Source organism: Frigoribacterium sp. Leaf263 (assembly GCF_001422285.1).
Taxonomy (GTDB): Bacteria; Actinomycetota; Actinomycetes; order Actinomycetales; family Microbacteriaceae; genus Frigoribacterium.
Genome location: NZ_LMMO01000001.1, coordinates 152,622 through 175,881, shown reverse-complemented (window position 1 = coordinate 175,881; position 23,260 = coordinate 152,622). Strand labels below are relative to the sequence as shown.

Below are 23,260 nucleotides of genomic sequence, written 5' to 3'. Positions count from 1 at the left end.
CGGCGCGACCGCCTACTCGCCTTGGTCCTTGAGCTCGACCGGGTCGCCGTCCGCGCACGGGGACAGGGCGTCGACGCTGTAGCCGCGCTCGTCGGCGAGGAAGTCGATGGACGTCGTCGGACCCCCGGACCCCCGGATGCCGAGGATGGGATCGCCGCCGCCGCTCTGATAGCGCTCAGTGGTGATGCCCTGGTCGTTCCAGAGCTTCTCGACGAACACCTGACCCGCCTGGAGGTCGTCGGCGCTGTCGAGCGCGTCGGGAAGCCCGGCAGACCCGATGCTCGTGAAGGTGTCGTCCCGCACTTCGTGCAGATCTGTCTGCCTGACGTGGATCCAAGTGGCGACGGCATGCCCGCGAGCATCTCCTGGGGCGAGATCCATGAGACCGAGGCAGACGCGCGCGCCCATGAGCTGAGCGCTCGCCCGCGCCCTCAGCTGCGTGATCGAGTCACTCGGCGATCGCCAGCAGCTGCGCGAGCCCGGCTACGAGGCCGAAGGAGGAAGAAGGCCGTCGGCGTGCCCCTGGCTCCGCCACCAGGATTCGAACCTGGACCTAACAGCTCCAAAGGCTGTCGTGCTGCCGTTACACCATGGCGGACCGCGCTCATGCGCCGTTCCAGTCTGCCAGACGGCGGTGACGGCACCGGTCGCCATAATGGTCGGATGCCCGAGCAGGACGAGGTCGACAGGATCGTCGAGGCGTGGCGCCACGAGCGGCCCGACCTCGACTTCGCGCCGCTCCATGTGCTCTCGCGCGTCGCGCGGCTCGCCAAGCACCTCGACCGTGCCCGCCGTGAGGCCTTCCAGGCGAGCGACCTCGAGTCGTGGGAGTTCGACGTGCTCTCAGCGCTCCGCCGTGCCGGCACCCCGTACCAGCTGAGCCCGAAGACCCTCCTGCAGCAGACGCTCGTCTCGAGCGGCGCGATGACGAACCGCATCGACCGGCTCGTCGACCGTGGCCTCGTCGAACGCCGCACCGACCCGGACGACGGCCGCGGCATCCTCGTCACGATGACGGCAGCGGGCCGACGGACGGTCGACGCCGCCATCGAACGCCTGCTCGCGGCCGAGGACGCCCTGCTGAGCGACATCGACGTCGCCGACCGCAGCCGCCTGGCCGAGCTGCTGCGCACCCTCAGCCTGACGCTCGGCGGCTGACCGCACGGCGACGCCTGACGATATGCAGAGCCGAGCCGAGCCGAGCCGAGGAGGCGCGGTGCGGCACGACCGATCGCCCAGGCCCCTGGAGCGGCTAGGCCAGCAGCTCGCTCAGCTCGAGCCAGCGCACCTCGAGCTCGGCGGTCTTGTGGTCGAGCGCCGTGAGCTTCGCCTGCAGCGCGGCCAGGCCGTCGAAGTCGGACTGGTCGAAGGTCGAGAACTGCGCCAGCAGCGACTCGCGCTCGGTCGCGGCCTTCGCCATCTTGCGGTCGATCGACCCGAGCTCCTTCTCGGCGTTGCGCTTCTCGGCGCCGGAGAGACCCGAGGCGGCAGCGGAGGCCGCGACGGATGCCGACGCCCCCTGGACGGCCGTCGGTCGGTCGGTCGCGCCTCCTTGGCTGTCCGTCGCCTGCTTGCGCAGCTGCAGGTACTGGTCGACGCCGCCCGGCAGGTGCCGGAAGCGGCCGTCGAGCACCGCGTACTGCTGGTCGGTGACCCGCTCGAGCAGGTACCGGTCGTGCGAGACGACGAGCAGGGTGCCCGGCCAGCCGTCGAGGAGGTCCTCCATGGCGGCGAGCATGTCGGTGTCGAGGTCGTTGGTGGGCTCGTCGAGGATGAGCACGTTCGGCTCGTTGAGGAGGATCAGCAGGAACTGCAGGCGACGCTTCTGACCACCCGAAAGGTCTTTGATCGGGGTCTGCAGCTGGGCGCTCGTGAACCCGAGGCGCTCGAGCAGCTGACCCGGCGTCATCTCCTTGCCGGCGGTGACGTACGAGGTGCGCTGGCGGCCGATCACGTCGTTGACGCGCTCGTGGGCGACCTCGTGGAGGTCGGCGAGCTGCTGGTCGAGGATCGCGAACTTGACCGTCTTGCCCTGCTTCACCCGACCCTCGGTCGGTGCGATGACCCCGGTGACGACCTTGAGCAGCGTCGACTTTCCGGCTCCGTTCACGCCGAGCACGCCGGTGCGCTCGCCGGGTGCGATGCGCCACTCGACGCCCTCGAGCACCCGCTTGTCGCCGAACGAGACGCCGACCTCGACGAGGTCGACCACGTCTTTGCCGAGTCGAGCGGTCGCCATCTGCGAGAGCTGCACGGCGTCGCGGACGGGCGGCTCGTCGGCGATCAGCTCGTTGGCGGCATCGATGCGGAACTTGGGCTTGGTCGACCGGGCGGGGGCGCCGCGACGCAGCCAGGCGAGCTCTTTGCGCATCAGGTTCTGACGCTTCGACTCGGAGGCCGACGCCATGCGGTCGCGCTCGACGCGCTGCAGCACGTACGCGGCGTAGCCGCCCTCGAAGGGCTCGACGATGCCGTCGTGGACCTCCCACGTGTCGGTCGAGACCTCGTCGAGGAACCACCGGTCGTGCGTCACGACGACGAGCGCGCCCGAGTTGGCCGACCAGCGGCGCTTGAGGTGCTGGGCCAGCCAGGCCACGCCCTCGACGTCGAGGTGGTTGGTGGGCTCGTCGAGGAACAGGACGTCCCAGTCGCCGACCAGCAGGGTCGCGAGGGCCACGCGGCGGCGCTGACCGCCGGAGAGGTCCTCGACCGCGGCCTCCCAGGGGATGTCGGTGGCGAGACCGGAGATGACGTCGCGGATGCGCGCGTCGCCGGCCCATTCGTGCTCGTCGCGGTCGCCCACGATGAGGCTGCCGACGGTGGCGCCCGTGGGCAGCACGTCGCGCTGGTCGAGCATGCCGATGGTCAGACCGCGACGCGTCGTCACGCGACCGTCGTCGGGCTGGAGTCGACCCGCCAGCACCGACATGAGGGTCGACTTGCCGTCGCCGTTGCGGCCGACGACCCCGATGCGGGAGCCCTCGTCGATGCCGAGGGTCACCCCGTCGAGGACGACCTTGGTCGGGAATTCGAGACGGAGGTTTTCTGCGCCGAGTAGATGTGCCACCCGAGAAGCGTAGTCGGCCCCGCCTGACGCCTCGACGAGCACGTCGGACGGGAGCACGGGCGAGCGCGTCAGACGGACGCGCACGGCGAGCGCGTCAGCCGAGCGAGTCGACCGAGAGCGCCGACCGAGCACGCCGACCGAGCGCGTCAGCCGGGAGAGTCAGCCGAGGGAGGCCGTCCACTCGTCGGAGCCGTCGGCGAACTCCTGCCGCTTCCAGATCGGCACGCGCGCCTTGACCTCGTCGACGAGGGCGGCGCAGGCCGCGAACGCCTCGGCGCGGTGGGCGGACGACACGGCGCAGGCCAGCGCGACGTCGCCGATCTCGAGGTCGCCGTAGCGGTGCTCGACGGCGACCCGCACCTCGGGATGCGCGGCGGCGATCGACAGGGCCACCTCGCGGATCACGTCGGTCGCGTTCGGATGCGCCTCGTAGTGCAGGGCCGTGACCCCGCGCCCCTCGTCGTGATCGCGCACCACACCCTCGAAGGTCACGACCGCCCCGGAGGCGCGGCTCGCCACGAGCGCCGAGCACTCGGTCACCGAGAGGGTCTCGTCGACGACCCGCGCCAGCAGCACGCGGTCGGCGGCGGGCGAGGCGGCCCGGCCGGCGGGCGAGGCGACGTCGTCAGTCATGCGATCCTCCGGCCAGCTGGTCGACCACGTGGTCGACGACGCCGCCGAGCACCTCGAGACCGTCGCGGACTCCCCCGCGCGAACCCGGCAGGTTGACGACGAACGTGCGACCGTTGACGCCGGCGACGCCGCGCGACAGGATCGCGGTCGGCGTGGCGGCGAGACCCCGGCGACGGAGCTCCTCGGCGACGCCGGGCAGCTCGCGCTCGAGCAGCGGGCGGGTCTGCTCGGGGGTCGCGTCGGTCGGCGAGACCCCGGTGCCGCCGGTCGTCACGATCACGTCGGGCGAGGTCGCGAGGGCCTCGGCGAGCGCGCGACCGACGGGCTCGCCGTCGGCGACGACGATCGGGGCGGGCACGTCGTAGCGTCGGGCCTCGAACCAGGCGCGGATGACCGGGCCGGTGAGGTCGTCGGCGCTCCCCGCGGCGGCGCGGGTCGAGGCGACGATGACGACGGCGCGGCGGACGGGCAGGGTCGTCATCGCGACCAGTCCCCCGATTTGCCGCCCTGCTTCGCGACCACCTTGACGTCGTGGATCTCGGCGAGCGGGTCGACGGCCTTGATCATGTCGTAGAGCGTCAGCGCGGCGATCGAGGCGGCGGTGAGCGCCTCCATCTCGACGCCCGTCTTGCCGTGGGTCTTGACGCGGGCGAGCACGACGATATCGGTCTCGCCGGGCTCGAAGTCGACGGTGACCGATCCGATCGGCAGCGGATGGCAGAGCGGGATCAGCGACGACGTCCGCTTGGCGGCCATGATGCCGGCGATGCGGGCGGTGCCGAGCGCCTCGCCCTTCGGCAGGGTGCCCTCGACCAGCCGGGCGAGCACGTCGGCCCGGGTCGTGAGGCGCGCCTGAGCGGTGGCGATGCGCGTGGTCTCGCTCTTGTCGGTGACGTCGACCATGTGCGCCGTCCCGTCGTCACGCACGTGGGTGAGCCGAGGAGGCGCGGTGTCGTCGGGCCGGTCGCGATCAGTCATCGAGCGCCCACACTACGACGTCGTCGCCCGCCTCGACCCGCTCGACGCCGACGGGCAGGTGCACCAGGAGGGTGGCCGCCGCATGGTTCGACAGCAGGTGGGATCCGGCGCCGCCGACGAGGGCGACCCGGCCGTCGGCGTCGAGACGCCCTCGGCGGAGCTGGTGCTTTCCGACGGGCGACTCGGCGGGTTCTGCCATCGGGGCGACCGTGCGCGCGCGCGGGCGGCCGACGCCGGTGGCCGCCTGCAGGAGCGGACGGAGGAAGACCTCGAACGAGACGAGAGCGCTGACCGGGTTCCCGGGGAAGCACACGGCCGGCAGCCGGCGGTCGCCGACGGAGAGGGGACCATGCCCCTGGGGGCCCCCGGGCTGCATGGCGACCGACCCGAACACGACGCCCGCGGTCTCGAAGGCGTCGCGGACCACCTCGTACGCGCCGGCGCTGACCCCGCCCGTCGTGACGACGAGGTCGACGTCGGCGGCGTGCCGGGCGACCAGCGCGGTCAGCGTGGCCGCGTCGTCGGTGACGCGCTCGGCGACGACCTCGACGCCGACCTCGGCGAGGGCCGCGGCGAGCGCGACGCCGTTCGCATCGTGGATCTCGCCCGGGCCCAGCTCGGCGCCGGGTGCGGCGAGCTCCTCGCCGGTCGAGACGAGCAGGAGGCGCGGTCGGCGTCGGACGGCGACCTCGCCGAGTCCGGCTGCCGCCAGCACACCCCAGCGCGCCGGGGTCATGATCGTGCCGGCCGGCAGCAGCACGCTGCCCGCGACGACGTCGGAGCCGGCCTCGCGGACGAACGCACCGGCCGCCACGGGACCGGTGACCGCCACACGGGCGTCGACGCCCTCGGCGGGGAACAGCGGAGGCTCGACCCGCTCGACCGGAACGACGGCGTCGGCGCCGTCGGGCACGGCGGCGCCCGTCATGATCGGCGCGGCCGTCCCGGGGAGCAGGGCCGGGCCCACGCGCCCGGCGGGGATGCGGTCGACCACGACGAGCGAGGCGTCGGCGACGACGTCGGACGACGACACGGCGAAGCCGTCCATCTGCGAGTTGGCGAACGGGGGGAGGTCGATGGGCGCGACGACGTCGGAGGCGAGCTCGCGCCTCCGGTAGCGGTCGGGGTCGGCCGCCACGGCGGCCGGATCGAGCGGGAGGCGCTCGCTCGGTCGCGACGCCAGGGCGGCCTCGACCAGCCCGGCCACGTCGTCCTGATGCTGATCGATGGTGCGCACGAGGCTCCTCCCGGCTGTCGTCGGTAGCGTAGCGGGGGTGACCGACACCACCCCCGCCTCCTCGTCCCCGCCCCGCGTCGACGTCGCCGTCATCGGCGGCTCCGGCCTCTACTCGCTCTTCGCCCCCGGCACGGCGACGAGCCACGTGGTCGCCACCCCCTACGGACCGACGTCGAGCGAGGTCTCGATCGGCGAGCTGGGCGGCAAGCGCGTCGCGTTCCTCACCCGTCACGGCAAGGGGCACTCCGTGCCGCCGCACCGCATCGACTTCCGGGCCAACGTCTGGGCGCTGGCGTCGCTCGGCGCCCGGGCCGTCGTGTCGTCGTCCGCCGTCGGCGGCGTCAGCCCCGAGTACCCGCCGGGGACGATGGTGGTCACCGACCAGTTCATCGACCGCACCTGGGGCCGGCCCGACACCTTCTACGACGTCGAGGGCTCGGTGCAGCATCTTGTGGCCGCCGACCCGTTCGACCCGGTGCTGCGCGCCGCCGCCGTTGCCGCCCTCGAGGCGCAGGGCGAGCCGTTCGCACCGACCGGCACGTGCGTGGTGATCCAGGGTCCGCGCTTCTCGACGCGAGCCGAGTCGCTGTGGTTCCGTGCCGCGGGGGCCCACACGATCAACATGACGATGTACCCCGAGGTGCCGCTGACCCTCGAGCTCGGCATGGGCGCCGTCAACATCTCGTTCGTCACCGACAGCGACGCCGGCATCTCCCCGGAGGAGGGCACCGACGACGACGCGGTCAGCCACCAGCTCGTCATGGACCGCCTCGCCGCCGCGCAGCCCCGCATCGTCGCCGCCATCGAGTCGATCGTCGCCGGCCTGCCGAGCGACTACGAGCCGCGCGAGCTCATCCCGGCCGACGCCGTCGCCGCGGTGCTCGCCCGCCCCGTGCTGTCGCGCCGGACCGCGCTGTGACCGCCGGCTCCGGCGGCGCGGCCGACCCGCGCCTCCTCGGCCGTCTGCTCGTCACGGGCGGAGCGGGGTTCATCGGCTCCGCGATCGTCGCGCAGGCCCTCGACCGCGGCTGGACCGTGCGCGTGCTCGACTCGCTGCGATCCGACGTGCACGGCGGCGAGCCCGAGCTCGACCCGCGCGTCGAGTTCATCCGAGGCGACGTCCGCGACGCCGACGTCGTCGACCGGGCGCTCGACGGCGTCGACGCGGTCTGCCATCAGGCGGCGAAGGTCGGTCTCGGCGTGGACTTCCAGGACGCCCCGGACTACGTCTCGTCGAACGAGCTCGGCACCGCCGTCGTGCTGGCCGCGCTCGACCGGGCCGGCATCGACCGCCTCGTCGTGGCCTCGTCGATGGTCGTCTACGGCGAGGGCAGCTACCGCACCTCGGCGGGCGCCACCGAGCGCCCCGCCCCGCGCCGCACCGTCGACCTCGACGCCGGCGTGTTCGACCCGCGCGACGAGACCGGCGCCCTGCTCGAGCCGCAGCTCATCGCGGAGGACGCCCCGCTCGACCCGCGGAACGTCTACGCCATCACGAAGCTCACCCAGGAGCACCTCGCCACCTCGTGGGCGCGCAGCACGGGTGGTCGCGCGGCCGCCCTGCGCTATCACAACGTCTACGGCCCCGGCATGCCCCAGAACACCCCCTATGCCGGTGTCGCGTCGCTGTTCCGCTCGGCGCTGCAGCGGGGCGAGGCGCCGCGGGTCTTCGAGGACGGCGCTCAGCGTCGCGACTTCGTGCACGTGCGCGACATCGCCGCAGCCAACCTCGCCGCCCTCGACTGGACGACCGAGCAGGCGCCCGAGACCTTCCGGGCGTTCAACGTCGGCAGCGGGGTCGTGCACACGATCGGCGAGATGGCGGCGGCCCTCGCCCGCGAGGCCGGCGGCCCCGAGCCCGTCGTCACCGGCCAGTACCGCGCCGGCGACGTGCGGCACGTCACCGCGTCGTCCGCACGGCTGCGCGACGAGCTGCGCTGGGAGCCCGCGGTCACCTTCGAGGCGGGCATGCGCGAGTTCGCCACGGCGCCGCTCCGCGCATCCGTCGCGCCCTAGACCGCCCCCTCCGAGGCCACCGGGGCGGCCGGGTCGGCTGTCCTCGATGCGCAGGCGGCGCGCCTCCCATCACCTTCATGGGATCGCATCCGTACAGTCGGGAGGATGACCACTCCTCCCGTCGGCGTCCCCCTCGTCGACGTCGTGCTGCCCTGCCTCGACGAGGAGGGCGCGCTCCCCTGGGTGCTGGGCCGCATGCCCGGGGGCTGGCACGGCATCGTGGTCGACAACGGCTCCACCGACGACTCGGCCCGCGTCGCCGCCGACCACGGCGCGACGGTGGTGCAGGAGGCGCGGCGCGGCTTCGGCAGCGCCGCCCACGCCGGTCTCCTCGCCGCCACCGCCCCCTACGTCGCCTTCTGCGACGCCGACGCCTCGATGGACCCCGCCGACCTCGTGGCACTCGCCGCGCCGGTCATCGCGGGCGACGCCGACCTGGTGCTCGGCCGCCGTCGGCCGACCACCCGCGGGGCCTGGCCCGTGCACGCCCGCATCGCCAACCTCGTGCTGGCGCGGCTGATGCGACGGGCCAGCGGCGTCGCGCTGCACGACCTCGGGCCCATGCGCGTCGCCCGACGCGACGCCCTGCTCGCCCTCGACCTGAAGGACCGCCGCAGCGGCTACCCCCTCGAGATGGTGCTGCGCGCCTCCGAAGCCGGCTGGCGCATCCGCGAGCAGGACGCCCCCTACTCGCCGCGCGTCGGGCGCAGCAAGGTGACGGGCACGATCCGGGGCACGAGCATCGCCGTGAAGGACATGTCGCGACTGCTGAGAGAGGTGGGCCGATGACCACCATCGTCGTGATCGCGAAGGAGACGATCGCCGGACGGGTCAAGACCCGCCTGCACCCGCCGCTCAGCCTCCAGCAGGCCGCGGACGTCGCGGCGGCGGCCATCCAGGACACCCTCGCCGTGGCGTCGGCGCTGCCCGCCACCCGGCGGGTGCTGCTCTTCGACGGCAACCGAACGCCCCCCGGCTCCGAAGAGTTCGATGTGATCCCTCAGATCGGTGGCGACCTCGACGCACGGCTCGGCGCGCTCTTCGACGAGGTCGACGGCCCCACCGTGCTGATCGGCATGGACACGCCCCAGGTCACCGTCGAGACGCTCTCGCCCGTCTTCACCGACTGGACCGACGACGTCGACGCGTGGTTCGGCCCCGCCAACGACGGCGGCTTCTGGGCCCTCGGACTCGCCCGCCCGACCGGCGATCTGCTCCGCGGCGTGCCGATGTCGCGTGACGACACCGGGGCGCATCAGCTCCGCCGCCTCGCCGAGGCCGGGCTGCGCGTGCGCATGCTGCCCGAGCTCGTCGACGTCGACACCATCGATGACGCCCGACTCGTGGCCGCCACCGCACCGGACAGCCGCTTCTCCGCGGCGCTCCGCCTCGCCCAGGCGAGCCCGGAGACCGACCCGGCCCGTGCCTCCTCGACCACCCTCGCTCCCCCCTCCGCCGCCGAGGCACCGTCGCCGGCCGACTCGACTCCGAAGGAGCCGCACTCGTGACGCTCACCGCCGACACCCGCCCTCAGCCCGTCGCCACCTTCGGATCGGGCGGGGCCGAGCCCTACGCCCGGGCGCTCCGCCGCGAGGGTCGACTGAGGCTCGTGCGGGCCGACGTCGCCCCCGAGACCGCCGGCGGGACGCCTCGCGCCGCCGCGACCGACGCCCCCGCCGACGAGCCCTTCGACGTCGCCCGCTGGAGCGCCGCGGCCGACGCCGCCGACCTCTCGACCCTCGCCGACGCGCGATCCGTCCTCGACATCGGCTGCGGCCCCGCCCGCATGGTGCGCGCCGCCGCCGCCCTCGGCATCGACTCGCTCGGCATCGACGTGTCGGAGACCGCGGTCGCCATGGCCCGCGACGCCGGTCTGCCGGTGGCCGCGGGTTCCGTCTTCGACCCGCTCGAGGCCGAGGGGCGGTGGCACGTCGCCCTGCTCCTCGACGGCAACATCGGCATCGGCGGCGACCCCACGGCCCTGCTGGCCCGATGCGCGGAGGTGATCGCGCCGAACGGCTCCGTCGTCGTCGAGACCGCCCCCGACGTCGACGCCGACGAGTTCTACGACGCCCGCGTCGTCGACGACCGCGATCTCGCGAGCGCGACGTTCCCCTGGGCCGAGGTGGGCCGCGCGGCCCTGCCGGCCCACGCGCGTCGCGCCGGCCTCCGCGTCGCTCAGACCTGGTCGGTCGACTCGCGCGACTTCTGCCGCCTCGTCCGCACGAGGTAGACCACGACGGCGAGCGCCGTCAGCACGACGATGACCAGCCACATGACCGATAGGCGCCCGGCGTAGTCGAACGGCAGCACCGTGTCGTTCTTCGGCCCCTTCGCCTGAGCCACGATCTCGGGCACGACGATCATCGTCATCACGACGCCCACGACGACGGCGCTCTGCACGAGGGCGACGACGACCCCCGGGATCCTCCGCCCCGTCCGACGCACCGCGAGGGCGGCCACCACGACGAGGGGCGCGATGATCGCGTCGTGCACGATCACCGACCCGAGCAGCCAGACGAGCAGTCCGCCGTACCGGGTCGGACTGACCGTCTCGGTCAGCACGTAGCCGCCGAGGCCGATCAGGGCGATGCCGAAGACGACCAGCAGAGCCCGGGTCGCTCGGACGCTGCGACCGGCGGCGGGGGGCGTGGCGGTCATCACAGCACCTCGATCGTGGTCAGCCATTTGGTCTGCAGCACCCCGGGCCTCCCCGGCGCGATCACCCGCGCCGGATAGCCGTGGTCGATGCTCAGCCGCTCGCCGTTGAGCTCGAGGGCGATCAGCGTCGCCGGGTCGGTCGCGAACTCGGGACCCATCAGCATCACGCGGTAGCCCCCGCGCTCCTCGAGACTGGTGAAGCGCAGCCGTCGCTCGGGCGGGGCGCCGACGGACGCCATCAGATCGACGAGCCGGACACCGCGCCACAGCCCCGTCTGACTCCAGCCCTCGACGCACGAGATCGGCAGCGCGCCCTCGTTCTGCGTCATCGCCATGAGGTCGTCCGCGCTGAACGAGCGGGAGCGGTCGCCGTTCGAGACGGTCAGGGCCCAGCCGGGCGCCATCGCGCTCTCGAGCACCCGCGCGGCGGCGGCGGTGCGGTTGATCGGCAGATCGTTCGGGCCGATGCCGCGCTGGCGCGGGGCGAAGGCGTTGAAGGGCTCGAACGCCGTGAACGACTGCCCCGCCGTCAGCACGACCGCGCCGCCCGTCGCGACCCCGATCGCCCCGAAGAACCCGCGCCGCGACACCCGGGCGTTCCGCGGCTCGTCGTCGCCCTCGTGCGCGGTGTCGATCCAGTGCACGATCCGGCCGACGATCCCGCGGGGCCGAGGAGGCGCGGTGCCGGTGGACTCGGCGACCCGCGCCTCCTCGGCCCTGCGCCTCGTGGCGAGCTCGCGGGTCGCCGCGAACTCGGCCCGTGCCGGGTCGAGCGCCCCGTGCGGCTCGACGAACACGCCGTCGGCGTCGTAGCTGTCGCGGGCCCGCCAGTAGCGGGTGATGAGGGGCAGCTTCACGGCGATGTGGATCGCCAGCGACCCGATGATGACGAACGACAGCGCGAAGTGCACCTGCCGGAACGGGAACGGCCACGGGTAGTACTGGAACGTGTTGAGCAGACCGGTGACGAGCTGCAGCACCGACGTGGCGATGAAGACGGCGATGGAGGCGCGCTCGAGCACCTGCACCGGGTGCCTCACCGGCGGGTACTGGAACAGCTGCGGGAACACCGCGTGGAGCTTGCCGAGCAGCAGCGGGATGCAGGCGATGCCCGCCGTGATGTGCACGCCCTGGCTCACCTGGTAGAGCCAGACGGGGCGGGTGGGGAACCGCATCCACTCGGCGGGCTCCTGCAGGAAGTGGCTGTAGAGACCGGTCAGCAGGCAGACGACGAAGGCGATGCCGAGCAGGCGACCGAGCACGGTGGCCGTCCGGGCGTTCCGCGTCGGCGACGACGCCGCGAGACGGAGTGTGAACAGCAGGCTTCTCATGGTGATGCGCCTCGGGGTCTGGCCCGACACATCGGACACCCGGGTGGGCGTCCGACAGACTGGCTCTCGTGCGTACTCTATTCGCGGCCGTGGCCGTCGGCGGTTTGGCCGTCGCCGTGGGTTGGGGGCTGCTGACCCTCGGATTCGTCGCGAAGGAGACCCGCGCCGACTTCGTCCACTGGACCGCCGTGTGCTGGGGGCTGTTCGTCGTCGCCCTGCTGCTGCTGCGCCGCGTGCCGGCGCGCGCGGTCACGGCCCTCGTGCTCGTCGGCGCCGCAGCCGTCGGCGGGGCGTCTCTGCTCAGCCCGCCGAACACCAGCACCGACCCCGCCCGCTACGCCTGGGACGGCATCGTCCAGACCGACGGCGTCTCGCCGTACGCGTACACGCCCGAGGCGGGCGAGCTGCGCGACCTGCGACCCGAGTGGATCTTCCCGCCCGCGGCCGAGTTCACCCGCGACGACGGCACCATCGGCCTGCGCTGCGGGCAGGAGACCCGGCAGATCCACCGCGGCTACGACACCGGGACCGGCGACGTGGTCTGCACGGCGATCAACCGGCCCGAGGTGCCCACGATCTACCCGCCGACCGCCGAGCTGTACTTCTGGGCCGTGCGCGCCGTCGTCGGACCCGACGCCGAGTTCGCACCGCTGCAGGTGCTCGGGCTCGTCATGGTCCTCGCCACCACCGCGGCGCTCCTCGTGGCGCTCCGCCGACGCGGACTCGACCCGCGCTGGGCGGCGCTCTGGGGATGGTGCCCCCTCGTCTACAGCGAGGGCGTGACGAACTCGCACGTCGACCTGCTCGGCGGCGTGCTCGTGCTCGCCGCGTCGCTGCTCGTCTCGACGCGGCGGCGGTGGCGCGGCGGGATCGCCCTGGGCGCGGCCATCGCGACCAAGCTCATCCCCGTGATCGCCGCACCCGCCCTGCTGCGCCGCCAGCCCCACAAGGTGATCGTCGGCGCGGTCGTGACCTTCGCGGTGCTCTACGTGCCCTACGTCGTCTCGACCGGGATCGCGGTGCTCGGCTACCTGCCCGGCTACCTCACGGAGGAGGGCTATGAGGACGGCAGCCGCTTCGCCCTCGTCTCGGCCTGGGTTCCCGACGCGTGGGCCACACCCGTCGTGGTGCTCGTCGTGGGCGTCACCGGTCTGCTCGTCTGGCTGAAGACCGACCCCGACGACCCCTGGCTCGGCCAGCTCGTCATGATCGGCGTGACCCTCGTCGCCGTCAGCCCGCGGTACCCCTGGTACGCCCTGCTGCTCGTGCCGTTCGTGGCCATGACGGGGCGGTGGGAGTGGCTGGCGATCCCCGTCGCGCTGCTCGTGCGGCAGTTCGAGCCCGGTCTCGCCCTGCAGCGGTCGTCACTCGCCACCGCCGTGCTGGTCATCCTGCTGGTGTCGCTCTGGCGCGCGCGGCCGGGCTTCGCCGACCGGCTGCTCGACGGGTTCGCGGACGACGCCCGACGGGTGCGCGCACTCGTCCCACGAGGCGGTCGGCCTTCCGGTGCGGCGACACGGAGGGCGGATGTCGGCCGCGGGGCTTAGCCTCGACAGATGACCGTCTCACTCGGACTGCCCACGATGCCCGGCCGGGCTCGTGACATCGCCGCGACCATCCCGCGGCCGTCGAGCGGGTCGGCACCCGGGCTGCTCGACCGGTTCGGTCGCACCGCCACCGACCTGCGTGTCTCGCTGACCGATAAGTGCAATCTGCGGTGCACGTACTGCATGCCCGCCGAGGGTCTGCCCGCCCTGCCCCGCGAACAGGCGCTCGACGCCGACGAGATCGTGCGGCTCGTCGAGATCGGGGTGCGCCTCCTCGGCATCCGCCAGGTGCGGTTCACCGGTGGCGAGCCGCTGCTGCGCGCCGACCTGATCGACATCGTCCGCCGGGTCTCGGCCCTGTCGCCCCGACCCGAGGTGTCGCTCACCACCAACGCGATCGGACTCGCGCACCGGGCGCAGGCGCTCGCCGACGCCGGTCTCGACCGCGTGAACGTCTCGCTCGACTCGCTGCACGCCGAGACCTTCATGAAGGTGTCGAGGCGTCCGTTCCTCGACAAGGTGCTGGCCGGGGTCGACGCCGCCGCCGCAGCCGGGCTCACCCCCGTGAAGATCAACGCCGTGCTGCTGCCCGGCGTGAACGACCACGAGGCGCCCGACCTGCTCGCCTGGGCGCTGCGGGGCGGGCACGAGCTGCGCTTCATCGAGCAGATGCCGCTCGACGCCGACCGGAGCTGGGACCGCGCCTCCTTCGTGACCTCGCGCGACATCCACTCGCTGATCGCCACGCGCTTCGATCTGCGTCCGACCGACATCGACCGCGACGGTGCACCCGCCGAGCTGTTCGACGCCGTCGGACGAGGCGACGACGCCGGCCTCCACGGCCGCGTCGGCATCATCGCCTCGGTCAGCGAACCCTTCTGCGCCGACTGCCGCCGTACACGGATGACCGCCGAGGGGGGCATCCGCAGCTGCCTGTTCAGCGAGGGTGAGACGGGGCTGCGCGATCTGCTGCGCGCCGGTGCGTCCGACGACGAGCTGGCCGACGCGTGGCGCGGCGCCATGTGGGCCAAGCCCCAGGGGCACGGCATCGACGACCCCGACTTCGTGCAACCCGCCCGCACCATGAGCGCCATCGGAGGCTGACATGTCGACACTCCTCGAACAGGCCGGAGAGCCTGCGCCCGACGTCCCCCGCACGCCGATCTCGGTCACGCTGAGGTTCTTCGCGGCGGCGCGCGCGGCCGTCGGCCGAGACGAGCAGCGCGTCGACGTCCCGACGGGCGAGCGACCCACCATCGGTCGCCTGCTGACCGAGGTGCGACCCGTCGAGGGGATGTCGGCGGCCGACTTCCGCGACGTGATGCTCCGCTGCTCGTTCCTGGTCGACGGGATCACCACCCGCGACCGCGAGCAGCTCGTCGACGACGGCACCGTCATCGACGTCATGCCGCCCTTCGCCGGGGGCTGACGCGGTGCCGCGCTTCGCCCCGGGGGCTCTGACCCGTCGCTGCGGTTCGCCGCTCGCCGACACGGCGCGGCCACTCGCCCCGGCGCTCTGACCCGGCGCTGCGGTTCGCCGCTCGCCGACGCGGCGCCGCCCTTCGCCCCGGGGGCTCTGACCCGTCGCTGCGGTTCGCCGCTGGCCGACACGGCGCGGCCCCTCGCCCGAGGTCGACACGGCGTCGCTCTTCGCCGGCGCTGACACGGCGCGCCCTCGACCAGGGGCTGCCGCGGTGTCGCCCTTGGCCGAAGGCTGTCGCGGCGTCGCGGTGCGGACTCAGCCGCCGGCGACCCGGTGGCCGGCGGTGCCCTGCGCCAGCTGCCATCCGATCATGCCGCCGTGCAGCACCGCTACGTCGAACCCGTCCCTGATGAGCAGCTCGGCGGCAGCGCGTGCCCGGGGTCCACGGGCGCAGTAAACGACGACGGGCAGCGTCGGGTCCAGCTCGGGTCGTTGACGCGTGCGCGTGCCGAAACCCGCCGCGAGGACGTCGCCGGTGATGTGCGCGAAGACGTGCTCGTCGACCTCGCGGACGTCGAGCAGCGTGAATCCCCGACCGCCGGCCCCGCGCGCCTCCAGCATCGTCGACAACTCAGGCGATCCCCGGGCCCCACCGACGCACGCCCACCCGTCGACAACTCAGGCGATCCGACGTCCRGYCGGGCCGAGCCCCGGTGCGAGGGCTCTGCGCCTGAGTYACCGACCGCGGGGGCGGTGGAGGCGGTGGAGGCGCGGCGCAGGGCGTTCGCGGCGGCCCGCTCCCCGGCTCGATGCGGCGCCCGGGCGACCCGGCTCTCACGCCAGGTCGCCTCGAGCGCGTCGACGGTGACCACGCGCCCCAGAAGCGGCTCGCCGATGCCGGCGAGGAGCTTGACGACCTCGGTCGCCATGGCCGTGCCGACCGTGCCGCACAGCGGTCCGAGCACCCCGACGTCGGCGCACGACTCGTCCCAGCCCGCGGCGGGAGGGGCCGGGTGCAGGTCGCGGTAGTCGACCGACCGGCCGTCGGGCGCATCGTCCCAGAACACGCTGAGCTGCCCGTCGAACCGGTTGACGCTGCCCCAGACGACGGGGAGCCCCCGGGCGGCGGCCTCGTCGGCCACGACGTAGCAGGTGTCGAACGAGTCGCTGCCGTCGACGATGAGGTCGTAGTCGTCGAGCAGCGCCGAGTTCTCGGCCGTGAGTCGCACAGGATGGACGACGACGCGGACGTCCGGTGCCGACGCTCGGACCCATTCCGCCGCCGCACGGGCCTTCGGCACCCCCACCTGGTCGGGGCGGAACAGGACCTGACGCTGTAGATTCGACAGGTCGACGACGTCGTCGTCGACGATCCCCAGCGTCCCGACACCGGATGCTGCGAGATACTCGATCACCGGTGCGCCGAGTCCCCCGGCTCCCACCACGAGCACCCGCGCGGCCAGCAGTCGGCTCTGCGCATCGAGGCCGAACCCCGGCAGTCGGACGCTCCGCGAGTAGCGGGCCGACACCTCGAGCGAGTCCGAGGCATCCGCACCGGTCGACGAATCCGGCACCGAGACGAGAGGGGGCAGAGACGACATGGCAGACCTCCAGACAACGCGTGCGGACCACGCGCCGTCCACTGTAACCGCGGGTCGGGCGCCCTCCTCGCGAGGTCTGCTCGGCCGACGGCACGCCGACGCCGTCCTCATCGGTCTTCTCGGCGCGCTCGTGTCGGGGGCCTTCCTCTGGGTTCCGTCGGTCTGGTACGACGAGGCCGCCACCGTCGTGTCGGCCACCCGCTCGTGGGGGCAGCTCTGGGCGATGATCCAGACCGTCGACCTGGTCCACGCGGCGTACTACGCGTTCATGCACCTGTGGTTCGACTTGTTCCCGTACTCCCCCGTGTCGCTCCGGGTGCCGAGCGCGATCGCGACGGGCGTCGCCGCGGGGCTGACCGTGGCTCTGACGCGCATCCTCGTCGACCGACGCACGTCGGTGGTCGCCGGCCTGCTGTTCTGCCTCCTGCCCCGCGTCACCTGGATGGGCGGCGAAGGCCGCTCGTACGCCCTGTCGGCCATGCTCGCGGTCGCGCTCACCCTCGTGCTCGTCGTCGCCGCCCGTCGAACGGCCGAGTCGGGTGCGGCGCGGACGCATCGCTCCGTCGTCGGCTGGTGGGTCGCCTACGCGGTGCTGGCGGTCGTGTCGGCCGCGTTCTTCCTGTATCTGGCCCTGCTCGTCGTGGGGCACGCGGTGACCATGCTGGTGCGGGTGCTGCGCGACCGGCACGACCAGCGCCTCCAGCGGGACCGGGTCGACGAGTGGGCGCGCACAGGCGCTGTCGCGGTCGTGCACGACCCGGAAGGAGGCGCCAGGCTGACGGTCCGCTCGTCACGTCGGGCGCTCGCCGGCTGGTTCGTCGGAGCCGCCGTCGCCGGACTCGCCAGCCTGCCGCTGGCCTGGTTCATCGCATCGCAGAACGGCCAGATCAGCTGGATCGAACGCCCCACGTTCGGGACGCTGCGCTCGGTGCTCGTGACGCAGTGGTTCTACCAGAACGAGAGCTTCGCGATCTTCGGTCTGCTCTGCGCCGGGGCGAGCATCGTGGTGCTGTCGCTGCGTCTGGTGCCCGCCGCGCGCGGCTTCGCCGAGGTCGTGCTGCCGTGGATGGTCGTGCCGACCGCAGGGCTGATCATCGTGTCGCTCGTCGGCAGCCCGCTGTACTCGCCTCGCTATCTGACCTTCGGCACGCCCGCGATCGCGATGACGATGGCGGTCGCCGTCGCCGCGATCCCGTGGCGGCGCGTCATCGCCCTCGTGCTGCTCGTCGCCGTCGGGCTGACCTCGCCCACCTACGTCGATCAGCGCCAGCCCGAGGCGAAGGACCGCTCGGCCTGGAACCAGGTCGCCGCCCTCGTGGCACGCGAACGCGCGGACGAGCCCGCCGACCTCGAGGAGGGGCTCGTCTTCGGCCCCGTGCGACGTCACCCGAAGGCGACCTCGCGGATCATCCAGGACACCTACCCGGACGCGTTCGAGGGCATGTCCGACTTCACGCTCGAGACCCCGGGCGCCGAGACCGACGGCCTCTGGGAGGTCCAGCGCCCCCTCGGCGACGTGCTCGACCGCACGGACGACCTCGACGTCGTCTGGCTCATCACGAGCGACCGGCAGGACTGGCGCCCCCGGGTGACCGAGCAGCTCGCCTCGAAGGGCTTCCGACTCGACCGCGAGTGGAACCTGACCCGGACGAACGTCCTGCGCTACGAGCGCTGACCACGACCGGCCGACCGCGGCCCGCTGGTCGGTCGCCGCTCAGTCGGAGACGACGCGGGCGCCGTGCACCGGACCGGTCGCGCGCACGACCGACAGCTTCGCCGAGCCGAGCGCGAGCTGCAGCTCGAGGGCGCCGTCGAGGTCGGGCGCCAGGAACGCGACGGTCGGACCCGAGCCCGAGACGAGGCCCGCCAGCGCGCCGTTGCCCTCGCCGAGCTCGAGCACCGCGGCGAGCCCCGGCTCGAGGTGCAGCGCGGGGGCCTGCAGGTCGTTGTGCATCGAGTCGGCGAGCATCCCGGCATCACCCGCGCGGAGGGCCTGGAGCACACCGGCGTCGACGACCGGTCGACGGACGGGCGAGATGTCGCTCGAGTGGCGCCGGCGGTGCTCGTCGAGCTCGCGGTACACGGTGGGCGTCGAGAGTCCGAAGTCGGCGAGGGCGAGCACCCACTGGAACGTGCCCTTGGCGAGGGCAGGGCTGAGCTCGTCGCCGCGACCCGTGCCGATGGCCGTGCCGCCGGCGAAGGCGAAGGGGACGTCCGCACCGAGCTCGGCGGCGAGGTGGAGCAGGTCGTCCCGGCCGAGACCGGTGCCCCACAGCGTGTCGCAGGCGAGGAGGGTGGCCGCCGCGTCGGCGGAGCCGCCGCCCATGCCGCCGGCGACGGGGACGTTCTTGTCGATGCGCAGGGCGACGCCGCCCCGATAGCCGGTCGTGGAGGCGAGGAGGCGCGCAGCCCGGATGGCGAGGTTGCTCCCGTCGGTCGGCACACCGCTGACGTCGACCGCCGGACCGCCGGCGACCTGCACCGAGAAGTCGTCGGACCGGCGCGCCCGGACGTCCTCGTAGAGCGACACGGCCTGGTACGCCGTGGCGAGCTCGTGGTAGCCGTCGTCCTGCAGATCGCCGACGGCGAGGAACACGTTGATCTTGCCGGGGGCCCGCGTGTGGACCACGGTCGGGGCGGCCTCGGTCGTCATGACACCAACCTAGTCAGTTCTGGCGATCGACCATGACGTCGAGGGCCGCGGTGAGCGCCTCGCGGACGGGTTGCACGCGCTCGGGAAGACGGAGTCGCCCCTGCGTGAGCGCGACGGCGCACTTGCCCCCGGTCGAGGGCGTGACCGTGATCGTCAGCACGTCGCCGTTCGACAGCGTCCACTCGGCCGTCGGACGACCGCCCGGCCGACTCGTGACCGGTGCCGCGCCTCCCGTGTACTCGGCCAGGCGCGCCACGAGCAGCTCCAGCAGCTCGGCGGGCTCGCCGCGGAGACTGCGCCCGAGGGTCACCGCGTACGACCCGTCGGGTTGCAGGCCGGGCGACGGCAGCCCCCTGGCCTGCTCGTATCGCACGGTGATGACCTGCGCCCACCAGGGGGCGACCTCGTGATCGACCATCAGGAGGTGCGCGATCCGCTCGTGGGAGAGTCGCGTCGCCCGCGCTCCGTCGAGGAGGGCGAACCAGTCGGCGGCGCTCCGCCCCGTGCCCGAGCCGAGTCTCGCGTCGCTCACCGAGCGGGCGGGAGGATCCCTTCGACGCGGCATGCGCTCAGTCGGCGTCGGACACCCGCGACCCGGACAGCGCGTCGAGGTCGCTCGCCCGGGCGATGGCCAGGAAGTCGTCGACGGTCAGCTGCTCGCCGCGGACGGTCGGCGCGATGCCGGCGCGTTCGAGGGCCTCGGTCGCCGCGGCGGACGAGCCGTAGAGAGACGACAGCGACTGCCGCATCATCTTGCGGCGCTGCTGGAACGCCGCGTCGACGAGGGCGAACACGGCGAGACGCTCGGTCTCGGTGCCCCGGGGCGCACGCCGGTCGAACGCCACGAGGATGCTGTCGACGTTCGGCACCGGCCAGAACACCTGGCGGCTGACCGGCCCGGCTGCGCGGAACTCGCCGTACCAGGCGGCCTTGATGCTGGGCGATCCGTAGATCTTCGAGCCGGGCTCGGCCGCGAGCCGGAGACCCACCTCGGACTGCACCATGACGAGACCGTGCTGCAGGCTGTCGAAGTGCTCGAGGAAGTGGAGCAGCACCGGCACGCTGATGTTGTACGGCAGGTTGGCGACGAGATGAGTCGGCTCGACCGGCAGCGACGTGACCCGCATCGCGTCGTCGACGACGACCGTGAGCTCGGCGGCCGGCTGCAGCAGCGCGACCGTCTGCGGCAGCTGCTCGGCGAGGCGCTTGTCGATCTCGACGGCGACGACCGAGCAGCCCGCCTCGAGCAGACCGAGGGTGAGCGAGCCGAGCCCCGGACCGATCTCGACCACCGACGTCCCGGCCGAGACGCCCGACGCGGTGACGATGCGGCGCACCGTGTTGGCGTCGTGCACGAAGTTCTGCCCGAGCTTCTTGGTCGGCTGGATGCCGAGCATCTCGGCGAGATCGCGGATCTCGGCGGGGCCCAGGAGGGTCGCTCGGGCCATTAGGCGTCGACCGTGACGGGTTCGTCGTCCCAGCCGCCGTAGACCAGCTCGGTGTTCGACGAGATCTGCGCCGCGAGCATCGAGACGTCGGTGCCGATCGTCTCGGCCATCGACCGGAGGGTGAACGGCACGAGGTAGGGCGCGTTGGGGCGACCGCGGTACGGCACGGGGGTGAGATACGGCGCGTCCGTCTCGACGAGGAGCAGATGGCGCGGCAGCTGCACGAGGGCGTCGCGGAGCGGCTGGGCGTTCGAGAAGGTCACCGTGCCGGAGAACGACGCGTACCAGCCGTTCTCGGCGAGGATGCCCGCCAGCTCGGGCCCGCCGCTGAAGCAGTGGAACACCGTGCGCTCGGGTGCGCCCACCTCGAGCAGCAGGTCGACGACGTCGTCGTGGGCGTCGCGATCGTGGATCTGCAGGGCGAGACCGTGTCGCTTGGCGATCTCGATGTGCGCTGCGAACGACTCGATCTGCGCGGCGCGCCCTTCGGGGCCGGTGCGGAAGAAGTCGAGACCGGTCTCGCCGATCGCCCGCACGCGCGGTCGCGCGGCGAGCTCGTCGATCACGGCGAGGGCGGCGTCGAGCCGCCCCTCGTCGGCCAGCCGGGGGGCCTCGTTGGGGTGCAGCGCCACGGCGGCGAGCACGCGGGGCTCTCGCGCCGCGATCTCGGCCGACCACCGCGAGGTCTCGACGTCGGTGCCGACCTGCACGACGCCGCGGATGCCCACGGCGGACGCGCGGTCGAGGTGCTCCCGGTAGTCGAGCGGGCCGCCGTCGGTGCCGGGCTCGCCCTCGCCGTCGGCGATCTCGAGGTGCGTGTGGTTGTCGTAGACCGGGACGACGAGCGGATTCGGCGGGGCCGGGTAGCTGAGGTCGCGCTTCTTGCCGCCGGATTCGCTGGAGGTGCGGTGCCGGACGTGGGTCGGCGTCGCCTCGCCCGTCGGGTCGGCCCCCGACCGGGCCTCGTGCTCGCTCACGCCGCGGGCTCCGGCTGCTCGATCCGCGGGAAGAGACCGGCGGCCAGCGGGGCGACCGTCGGGGCGCTCGACCACTCGGGGGCGCGGTCGACGGGCTGACTGGTCAGCTCGCCCTGGCCGATGCTCTGCCAGAGGGTGGTCGTCGCGGTCGGGATGAACGGCGAGAGGAGCACGGTGAGCGTGCCGAGACCGCGCAGCGAGGTCGCCAGGACCGTCGCGAGACGCTCGCGCTTCGAGTCGTCTTTCGCGAGTGCCCAGGGCTCCTGCTCGGTGATGTAGCCGTTGAGGGTGTCGACGAGCTCCCACACGGACGAGAGCGCCTCGTTGATCGCGAAGCGGTCGATGGCGGCATCGGCCTCGGCGGTGACACGCACCTCGGTCTCGCGCACGGCGAGGTCGGCGTCGGTCAGCTCGCCGGCGACCGGGACGGTGCCGTCGAAGTACCGGGTGATCATGGCGACGACCCGCGAGGCGAGGTTGCCGAAGCCGTTGGCGAGCTCGGCCTGGTACCGCGCCGAGATGTCCTCCCAGCTGAAGTTGCCGTCCTGACCGAAGGTGATGGCGCGCATGAAGTAGTACCGGAAGGCGTCCGAGCCGAAGACGTCGGTGATCTGCTGCGGCGCGATGCCGGTCAGCTTCGACTTCGACATCTTCTCGCCGCCGACCAGGAGCCAGCCGTGACCGAAGACGTTCTTCGGCACGGGCAGACCCGCGGCCATGAGCATGGCGGGCCAGATGACGGCGTGGAAGCGCGCGATGTCCTTTCCGACCAGCTGCACGGCGGGCCAGCGCCGGCGGAACTCGTCGTCGTCGACGCCGTAGCCGATGGCGGTGATGTAGTTCAGGAGGGCGTCGAACCAGACGTAGACGACGTGCTTCTCGTCCCATGGGACCTTGACGCCCCAGTCGAAGCTCTGCCGCGAGATCGACAGATCACGGAGACCCTGCTTGACGAACTGGACGATCTCGTTGCGCACCGTGTCGGGCTGGACGAAGTCGGGCTGCTGCTCGTACAGGTCGAGCAGGCGCTGCTCGAAGTCGCTCATGCGGAAGAAGTAGTTGCTCTCTTGCAGGAGCTCGACGGGCTTCGAGTGGATGGCGCAGACCTGCTGACCCTCGAACGGACCGGTGCCCTCGACGAGATCGCCCGGCTGCTTGTACTCCTCGCAGCCGACGCAGTAGAACCCCTCGAACTCGCCCTGATAGATGAAGCCGTCGTCGTAGAGCTTCTGGAGGAACGTCTGGACGCCCTTCTCGTGCCGCTCGTCGGTCGTGCGGATGAAGTCGTCATTGCGGATGTCGACCGTCTGCAGCAGCGGCTTCCAGGATTCGGTGACGAGCTTGTCGGCCCACTCCTGCGGGGTCACGCCGTTGCTCGTGGCCGTGCGGAGGATCTTCTGACCGTGCTCGTCCGTGCCGGTCAGCAGCCAGGCGTCGTCGCCCCGCTGCCGGTGCCACCGGGCGAGCACGTCGGCTGCGACCTCGGTGTAGGCGTGACCGATGTGCGGCACGTCGTTGACGTAGAAGATGGGCGTTGCGATGAAGAAGGAGTCGCCGGCGGGCATGGGGACCATCTTAGGTGCGGCCACCGACACGACGACGCGACCCGCGCCTCGTCGGCTCCGACCGCCGGGAGCCCAGGAGGCGCGGGTCGCGACGGCGACGCCGGGCGCGGCTCGACCGGTCGC

The 23,260-nt window shown here is 72.8% G+C and carries 24 protein-coding genes, 1 tRNA gene and 1 pseudogene; 10 read left to right on the top strand and 16 right to left on the bottom strand.

Features of this window, described 5'->3' with window-relative positions; translation table 11 throughout:
* Positions 1 to 12 precede the first annotated feature (12 nt).
* Positions 13 to 303, bottom strand: a complete 291-nt coding sequence (locus ASF17_RS00825; protein WP_055794322.1) for a hypothetical protein — start codon at positions 301 to 303, stop codon at positions 13 to 15.
* A 220-nt stretch (positions 304 to 523) separates the two neighbouring features.
* Positions 524 to 598 (bottom strand) — tRNA-Gln (locus tag ASF17_RS00820).
* A gap of 65 nt (positions 599 to 663) precedes the next feature.
* Between ASF17_RS00820 and ASF17_RS00815 the strand changes: the two genes are divergently transcribed.
* A complete protein-coding gene (locus ASF17_RS00815) occupies positions 664 to 1,158 on the top strand; it encodes a MarR family winged helix-turn-helix transcriptional regulator (RefSeq protein ID WP_055794319.1) in 495 nt (164 codons plus the stop codon).
* Positions 1,159 to 1,252: 94 nt separating this feature from the next.
* On the opposite strand, the gene ASF17_RS00810 is transcribed toward ASF17_RS00815, so the two are convergent.
* The 5 genes from ASF17_RS00810 to ASF17_RS00790 form a co-directional block, all read right to left on the bottom strand.
* A complete protein-coding gene (locus ASF17_RS00810; RefSeq protein WP_055795478.1) occupies positions 1,253 to 3,067 on the bottom strand; it encodes an ABC-F family ATP-binding cassette domain-containing protein in 1,815 nt (604 codons plus the stop codon).
* A 159-nt stretch (positions 3,068 to 3,226) separates the two neighbouring features.
* On the bottom strand, positions 3,227 to 3,700 hold the full coding sequence (locus tag ASF17_RS00805; protein ID WP_055794317.1) for a molybdenum cofactor biosynthesis protein MoaE: 474 nt from the start codon (positions 3,698 to 3,700) through the stop codon (positions 3,227 to 3,229).
* Positions 3,693 to 4,181, bottom strand: coding sequence for a MogA/MoaB family molybdenum cofactor biosynthesis protein (locus ASF17_RS00800; RefSeq protein WP_055794315.1), 489 nt, complete (start codon positions 4,179 to 4,181; stop codon positions 3,693 to 3,695). Before ASF17_RS00800 ends, ASF17_RS00805 begins: the two co-directional genes overlap by 8 nt.
* On the bottom strand, positions 4,178 to 4,678 hold the full coding sequence (gene moaC, locus ASF17_RS00795; RefSeq protein ID WP_055794312.1) for a cyclic pyranopterin monophosphate synthase MoaC: 501 nt from the start codon (positions 4,676 to 4,678) through the stop codon (positions 4,178 to 4,180). The genes ASF17_RS00800 and moaC overlap by 4 nt, the downstream gene beginning before the upstream one ends.
* The gene (locus tag ASF17_RS00790; RefSeq protein ID WP_235476290.1) at positions 4,671 to 5,915 is read right to left on the bottom strand and encodes a molybdopterin molybdotransferase MoeA; all 1,245 of its coding nucleotides are present in this window, start codon (positions 5,913 to 5,915) and stop codon (positions 4,671 to 4,673) included. Before ASF17_RS00790 ends, moaC begins: the two co-directional genes overlap by 8 nt.
* A gap of 37 nt (positions 5,916 to 5,952) precedes the next feature.
* On the opposite strand from ASF17_RS00790, the gene ASF17_RS00785 reads away from it, so the two are divergent.
* The 5 genes from ASF17_RS00785 (at position 5,953) to ASF17_RS00765 (ending at position 10,164) form a co-directional block, all read left to right on the top strand.
* Complete coding sequence (locus ASF17_RS00785) at positions 5,953 to 6,834, top strand: MTAP family purine nucleoside phosphorylase (protein WP_055794310.1); 882 nt, start codon at positions 5,953 to 5,955, stop codon at positions 6,832 to 6,834.
* Complete coding sequence (locus tag ASF17_RS00780) at positions 6,831 to 7,931, top strand: NAD-dependent epimerase/dehydratase family protein (RefSeq protein WP_055794309.1); 1,101 nt, start codon at positions 6,831 to 6,833, stop codon at positions 7,929 to 7,931. The genes ASF17_RS00785 and ASF17_RS00780 overlap by 4 nt, the downstream gene beginning before the upstream one ends.
* Before the next feature lie 105 nt (positions 7,932 to 8,036).
* The gene (locus tag ASF17_RS00775) at positions 8,037 to 8,720 is read left to right on the top strand and encodes a glycosyltransferase family 2 protein (RefSeq protein ID WP_055794306.1); all 684 of its coding nucleotides are present in this window, start codon (positions 8,037 to 8,039) and stop codon (positions 8,718 to 8,720) included.
* Positions 8,717 to 9,439 (top strand): TIGR04282 family arsenosugar biosynthesis glycosyltransferase, encoded by a 723-nt coding sequence (locus ASF17_RS00770; RefSeq protein ID WP_055794304.1) that lies wholly within the window; start codon positions 8,717 to 8,719, stop codon positions 9,437 to 9,439. The genes ASF17_RS00775 and ASF17_RS00770 overlap by 4 nt, the downstream gene beginning before the upstream one ends.
* Entirely contained in the window at positions 9,436 to 10,164 is a 729-nt protein-coding gene (locus ASF17_RS00765; protein ID WP_055794303.1) for a class I SAM-dependent methyltransferase, read from the top strand. The genes ASF17_RS00770 and ASF17_RS00765 overlap by 4 nt, the downstream gene beginning before the upstream one ends.
* Here ASF17_RS00765 and ASF17_RS00760 read toward each other — a convergent pair.
* Complete coding sequence (locus tag ASF17_RS00760; protein ID WP_055794301.1) at positions 10,110 to 10,592, bottom strand: hypothetical protein; 483 nt, start codon at positions 10,590 to 10,592, stop codon at positions 10,110 to 10,112. The genes ASF17_RS00765 and ASF17_RS00760 overlap by 55 nt on opposite strands.
* Positions 10,592 to 11,923, bottom strand: coding sequence for a molybdopterin-dependent oxidoreductase (locus ASF17_RS00755; RefSeq protein WP_055795475.1), 1,332 nt, complete (start codon positions 11,921 to 11,923; stop codon positions 10,592 to 10,594). Before ASF17_RS00755 ends, ASF17_RS00760 begins: the two co-directional genes overlap by 1 nt.
* Positions 11,924 to 11,991: 68 nt before the next feature.
* Here ASF17_RS00755 and ASF17_RS00750 point away from each other — a divergent pair, with 68 nt between their 5' ends.
* The 3 genes from ASF17_RS00750 to ASF17_RS00740 are packed head-to-tail and all read left to right on the top strand — an operon-like array spanning position 11,992 to position 14,899.
* Positions 11,992 to 13,470, top strand: coding sequence for a glycosyltransferase 87 family protein (locus ASF17_RS00750; protein WP_235476287.1), 1,479 nt, complete (start codon positions 11,992 to 11,994; stop codon positions 13,468 to 13,470).
* Positions 13,471 to 13,479: 9 nt separating this feature from the next.
* Positions 13,480 to 14,574, top strand: coding sequence for a GTP 3',8-cyclase MoaA (gene moaA / locus ASF17_RS00745; RefSeq protein ID WP_156357241.1), 1,095 nt, complete (start codon positions 13,480 to 13,482; stop codon positions 14,572 to 14,574).
* Between the two features lies 1 nt (position 14,575).
* Positions 14,576 to 14,899 carry a hypothetical protein gene (locus ASF17_RS00740; protein WP_055794297.1) on the top strand — a complete coding sequence of 108 codons (324 nt, stop codon included), beginning with the start codon at positions 14,576 to 14,578 and terminating at the stop codon, positions 14,897 to 14,899.
* 309 nt (positions 14,900 to 15,208) lie between these two features.
* Here ASF17_RS00740 and ASF17_RS16135 read toward each other — a convergent pair whose 3' ends face one another.
* Both ASF17_RS16135 and ASF17_RS16130 read right to left on the bottom strand, forming a co-directional pair.
* A complete protein-coding gene (locus ASF17_RS16135) occupies positions 15,209 to 15,514 on the bottom strand; it encodes a rhodanese-like domain-containing protein (RefSeq protein WP_442855731.1) in 306 nt (101 codons plus the stop codon).
* A gap of 257 nt (positions 15,515 to 15,771) precedes the next feature.
* Positions 15,772 to 16,494: pseudogene (locus ASF17_RS16130) on the bottom strand (HesA/MoeB/ThiF family protein); the annotation flags it as partial.
* On the opposite strand from ASF17_RS16130, the gene ASF17_RS00730 reads away from it, so the two are divergent.
* Positions 16,493 to 18,169, top strand: coding sequence for a glycosyltransferase family 39 protein (locus ASF17_RS00730; RefSeq protein WP_055794293.1), 1,677 nt, complete (start codon positions 16,493 to 16,495; stop codon positions 18,167 to 18,169). The pseudogene ASF17_RS16130 and the gene ASF17_RS00730 sit on opposite strands and share 2 nt — an antisense overlap.
* 39 nt (positions 18,170 to 18,208) lie before the next feature.
* Here the strand turns inward: ASF17_RS00730 and ASF17_RS00725 are convergent, their stop codons facing one another.
* Genes ASF17_RS00725 through metG form a run of 5 tightly spaced genes read right to left on the bottom strand, consistent with a single transcriptional unit; the run spans position 18,209 to position 23,137 of the window.
* On the bottom strand, positions 18,209 to 19,147 hold the full coding sequence (locus ASF17_RS00725) for a 4-(cytidine 5'-diphospho)-2-C-methyl-D-erythritol kinase (RefSeq protein WP_055794290.1): 939 nt from the start codon (positions 19,145 to 19,147) through the stop codon (positions 18,209 to 18,211).
* 13 nt (positions 19,148 to 19,160) lie between these two features.
* Positions 19,161 to 19,679, bottom strand: coding sequence for a hypothetical protein (locus tag ASF17_RS00720; RefSeq protein ID WP_055794288.1), 519 nt, complete (start codon positions 19,677 to 19,679; stop codon positions 19,161 to 19,163).
* Positions 19,680 to 19,716: 37 nt separating this feature from the next.
* A complete protein-coding gene (gene rsmA, locus ASF17_RS00715; RefSeq protein WP_055794286.1) occupies positions 19,717 to 20,595 on the bottom strand; it encodes a 16S rRNA (adenine(1518)-N(6)/adenine(1519)-N(6))-dimethyltransferase RsmA in 879 nt (292 codons plus the stop codon).
* Entirely contained in the window at positions 20,595 to 21,572 is a 978-nt protein-coding gene (locus tag ASF17_RS00710; RefSeq protein WP_055794284.1) for a TatD family hydrolase, read from the bottom strand. Before ASF17_RS00710 ends, rsmA begins: the two co-directional genes overlap by 1 nt.
* Positions 21,569 to 23,137, bottom strand: coding sequence for a methionine--tRNA ligase (gene metG, locus ASF17_RS00705; RefSeq protein ID WP_055794282.1), 1,569 nt, complete (start codon positions 23,135 to 23,137; stop codon positions 21,569 to 21,571). The genes ASF17_RS00710 and metG overlap by 4 nt, the downstream gene beginning before the upstream one ends.
* Between the last annotated feature and the right edge of the window lie 123 nt (positions 23,138 to 23,260).

Coding starts and splice junctions, on each gene's coding strand:
- ASF17_RS00815 (WP_055794319.1), top strand. CDS start 664: ATGCCCGAGCAGGACGAGGTCGACAGGATCGTCGAGGCGTGGCGCCAC.
- ASF17_RS00805 (WP_055794317.1), bottom strand. CDS start 3,700: ATGACTGACGACGTCGCCTCGCCCGCCGGCCGGGCCGCCTCGCCCGCC.
- ASF17_RS00800 (WP_055794315.1), bottom strand. CDS start 4,181: ATGACGACCCTGCCCGTCCGCCGCGCCGTCGTCATCGTCGCCTCGACC.
- moaC (WP_055794312.1), bottom strand. CDS start 4,678: ATGACTGATCGCGACCGGCCCGACGACACCGCGCCTCCTCGGCTCACC.
- ASF17_RS00775 (WP_055794306.1), top strand. CDS start 8,037: ATGACCACTCCTCCCGTCGGCGTCCCCCTCGTCGACGTCGTGCTGCCC.
- ASF17_RS00770 (WP_055794304.1), top strand. CDS start 8,717: ATGACCACCATCGTCGTGATCGCGAAGGAGACGATCGCCGGACGGGTC.
- ASF17_RS00760 (WP_055794301.1), bottom strand. CDS start 10,592: ATGACCGCCACGCCCCCCGCCGCCGGTCGCAGCGTCCGAGCGACCCGG.
- ASF17_RS00755 (WP_055795475.1), bottom strand. CDS start 11,923: ATGAGAAGCCTGCTGTTCACACTCCGTCTCGCGGCGTCGTCGCCGACG.
- moaA (WP_156357241.1), top strand. CDS start 13,480: ATGACCGTCTCACTCGGACTGCCCACGATGCCCGGCCGGGCTCGTGAC.
- ASF17_RS00740 (WP_055794297.1), top strand. CDS start 14,576: ATGTCGACACTCCTCGAACAGGCCGGAGAGCCTGCGCCCGACGTCCCC.
- ASF17_RS16135 (WP_442855731.1), bottom strand. CDS start 15,514: ATGCTGGAGGCGCGCGGGGCCGGCGGTCGGGGATTCACGCTGCTCGAC.
- ASF17_RS00730 (WP_055794293.1), top strand. CDS start 16,493: ATGGCAGACCTCCAGACAACGCGTGCGGACCACGCGCCGTCCACTGTA.
- ASF17_RS00725 (WP_055794290.1), bottom strand. CDS start 19,147: ATGACGACCGAGGCCGCCCCGACCGTGGTCCACACGCGGGCCCCCGGC.
- rsmA (WP_055794286.1), bottom strand. CDS start 20,595: ATGGCCCGAGCGACCCTCCTGGGCCCCGCCGAGATCCGCGATCTCGCC.
- metG (WP_055794282.1), bottom strand. CDS start 23,137: ATGCCCGCCGGCGACTCCTTCTTCATCGCAACGCCCATCTTCTACGTC.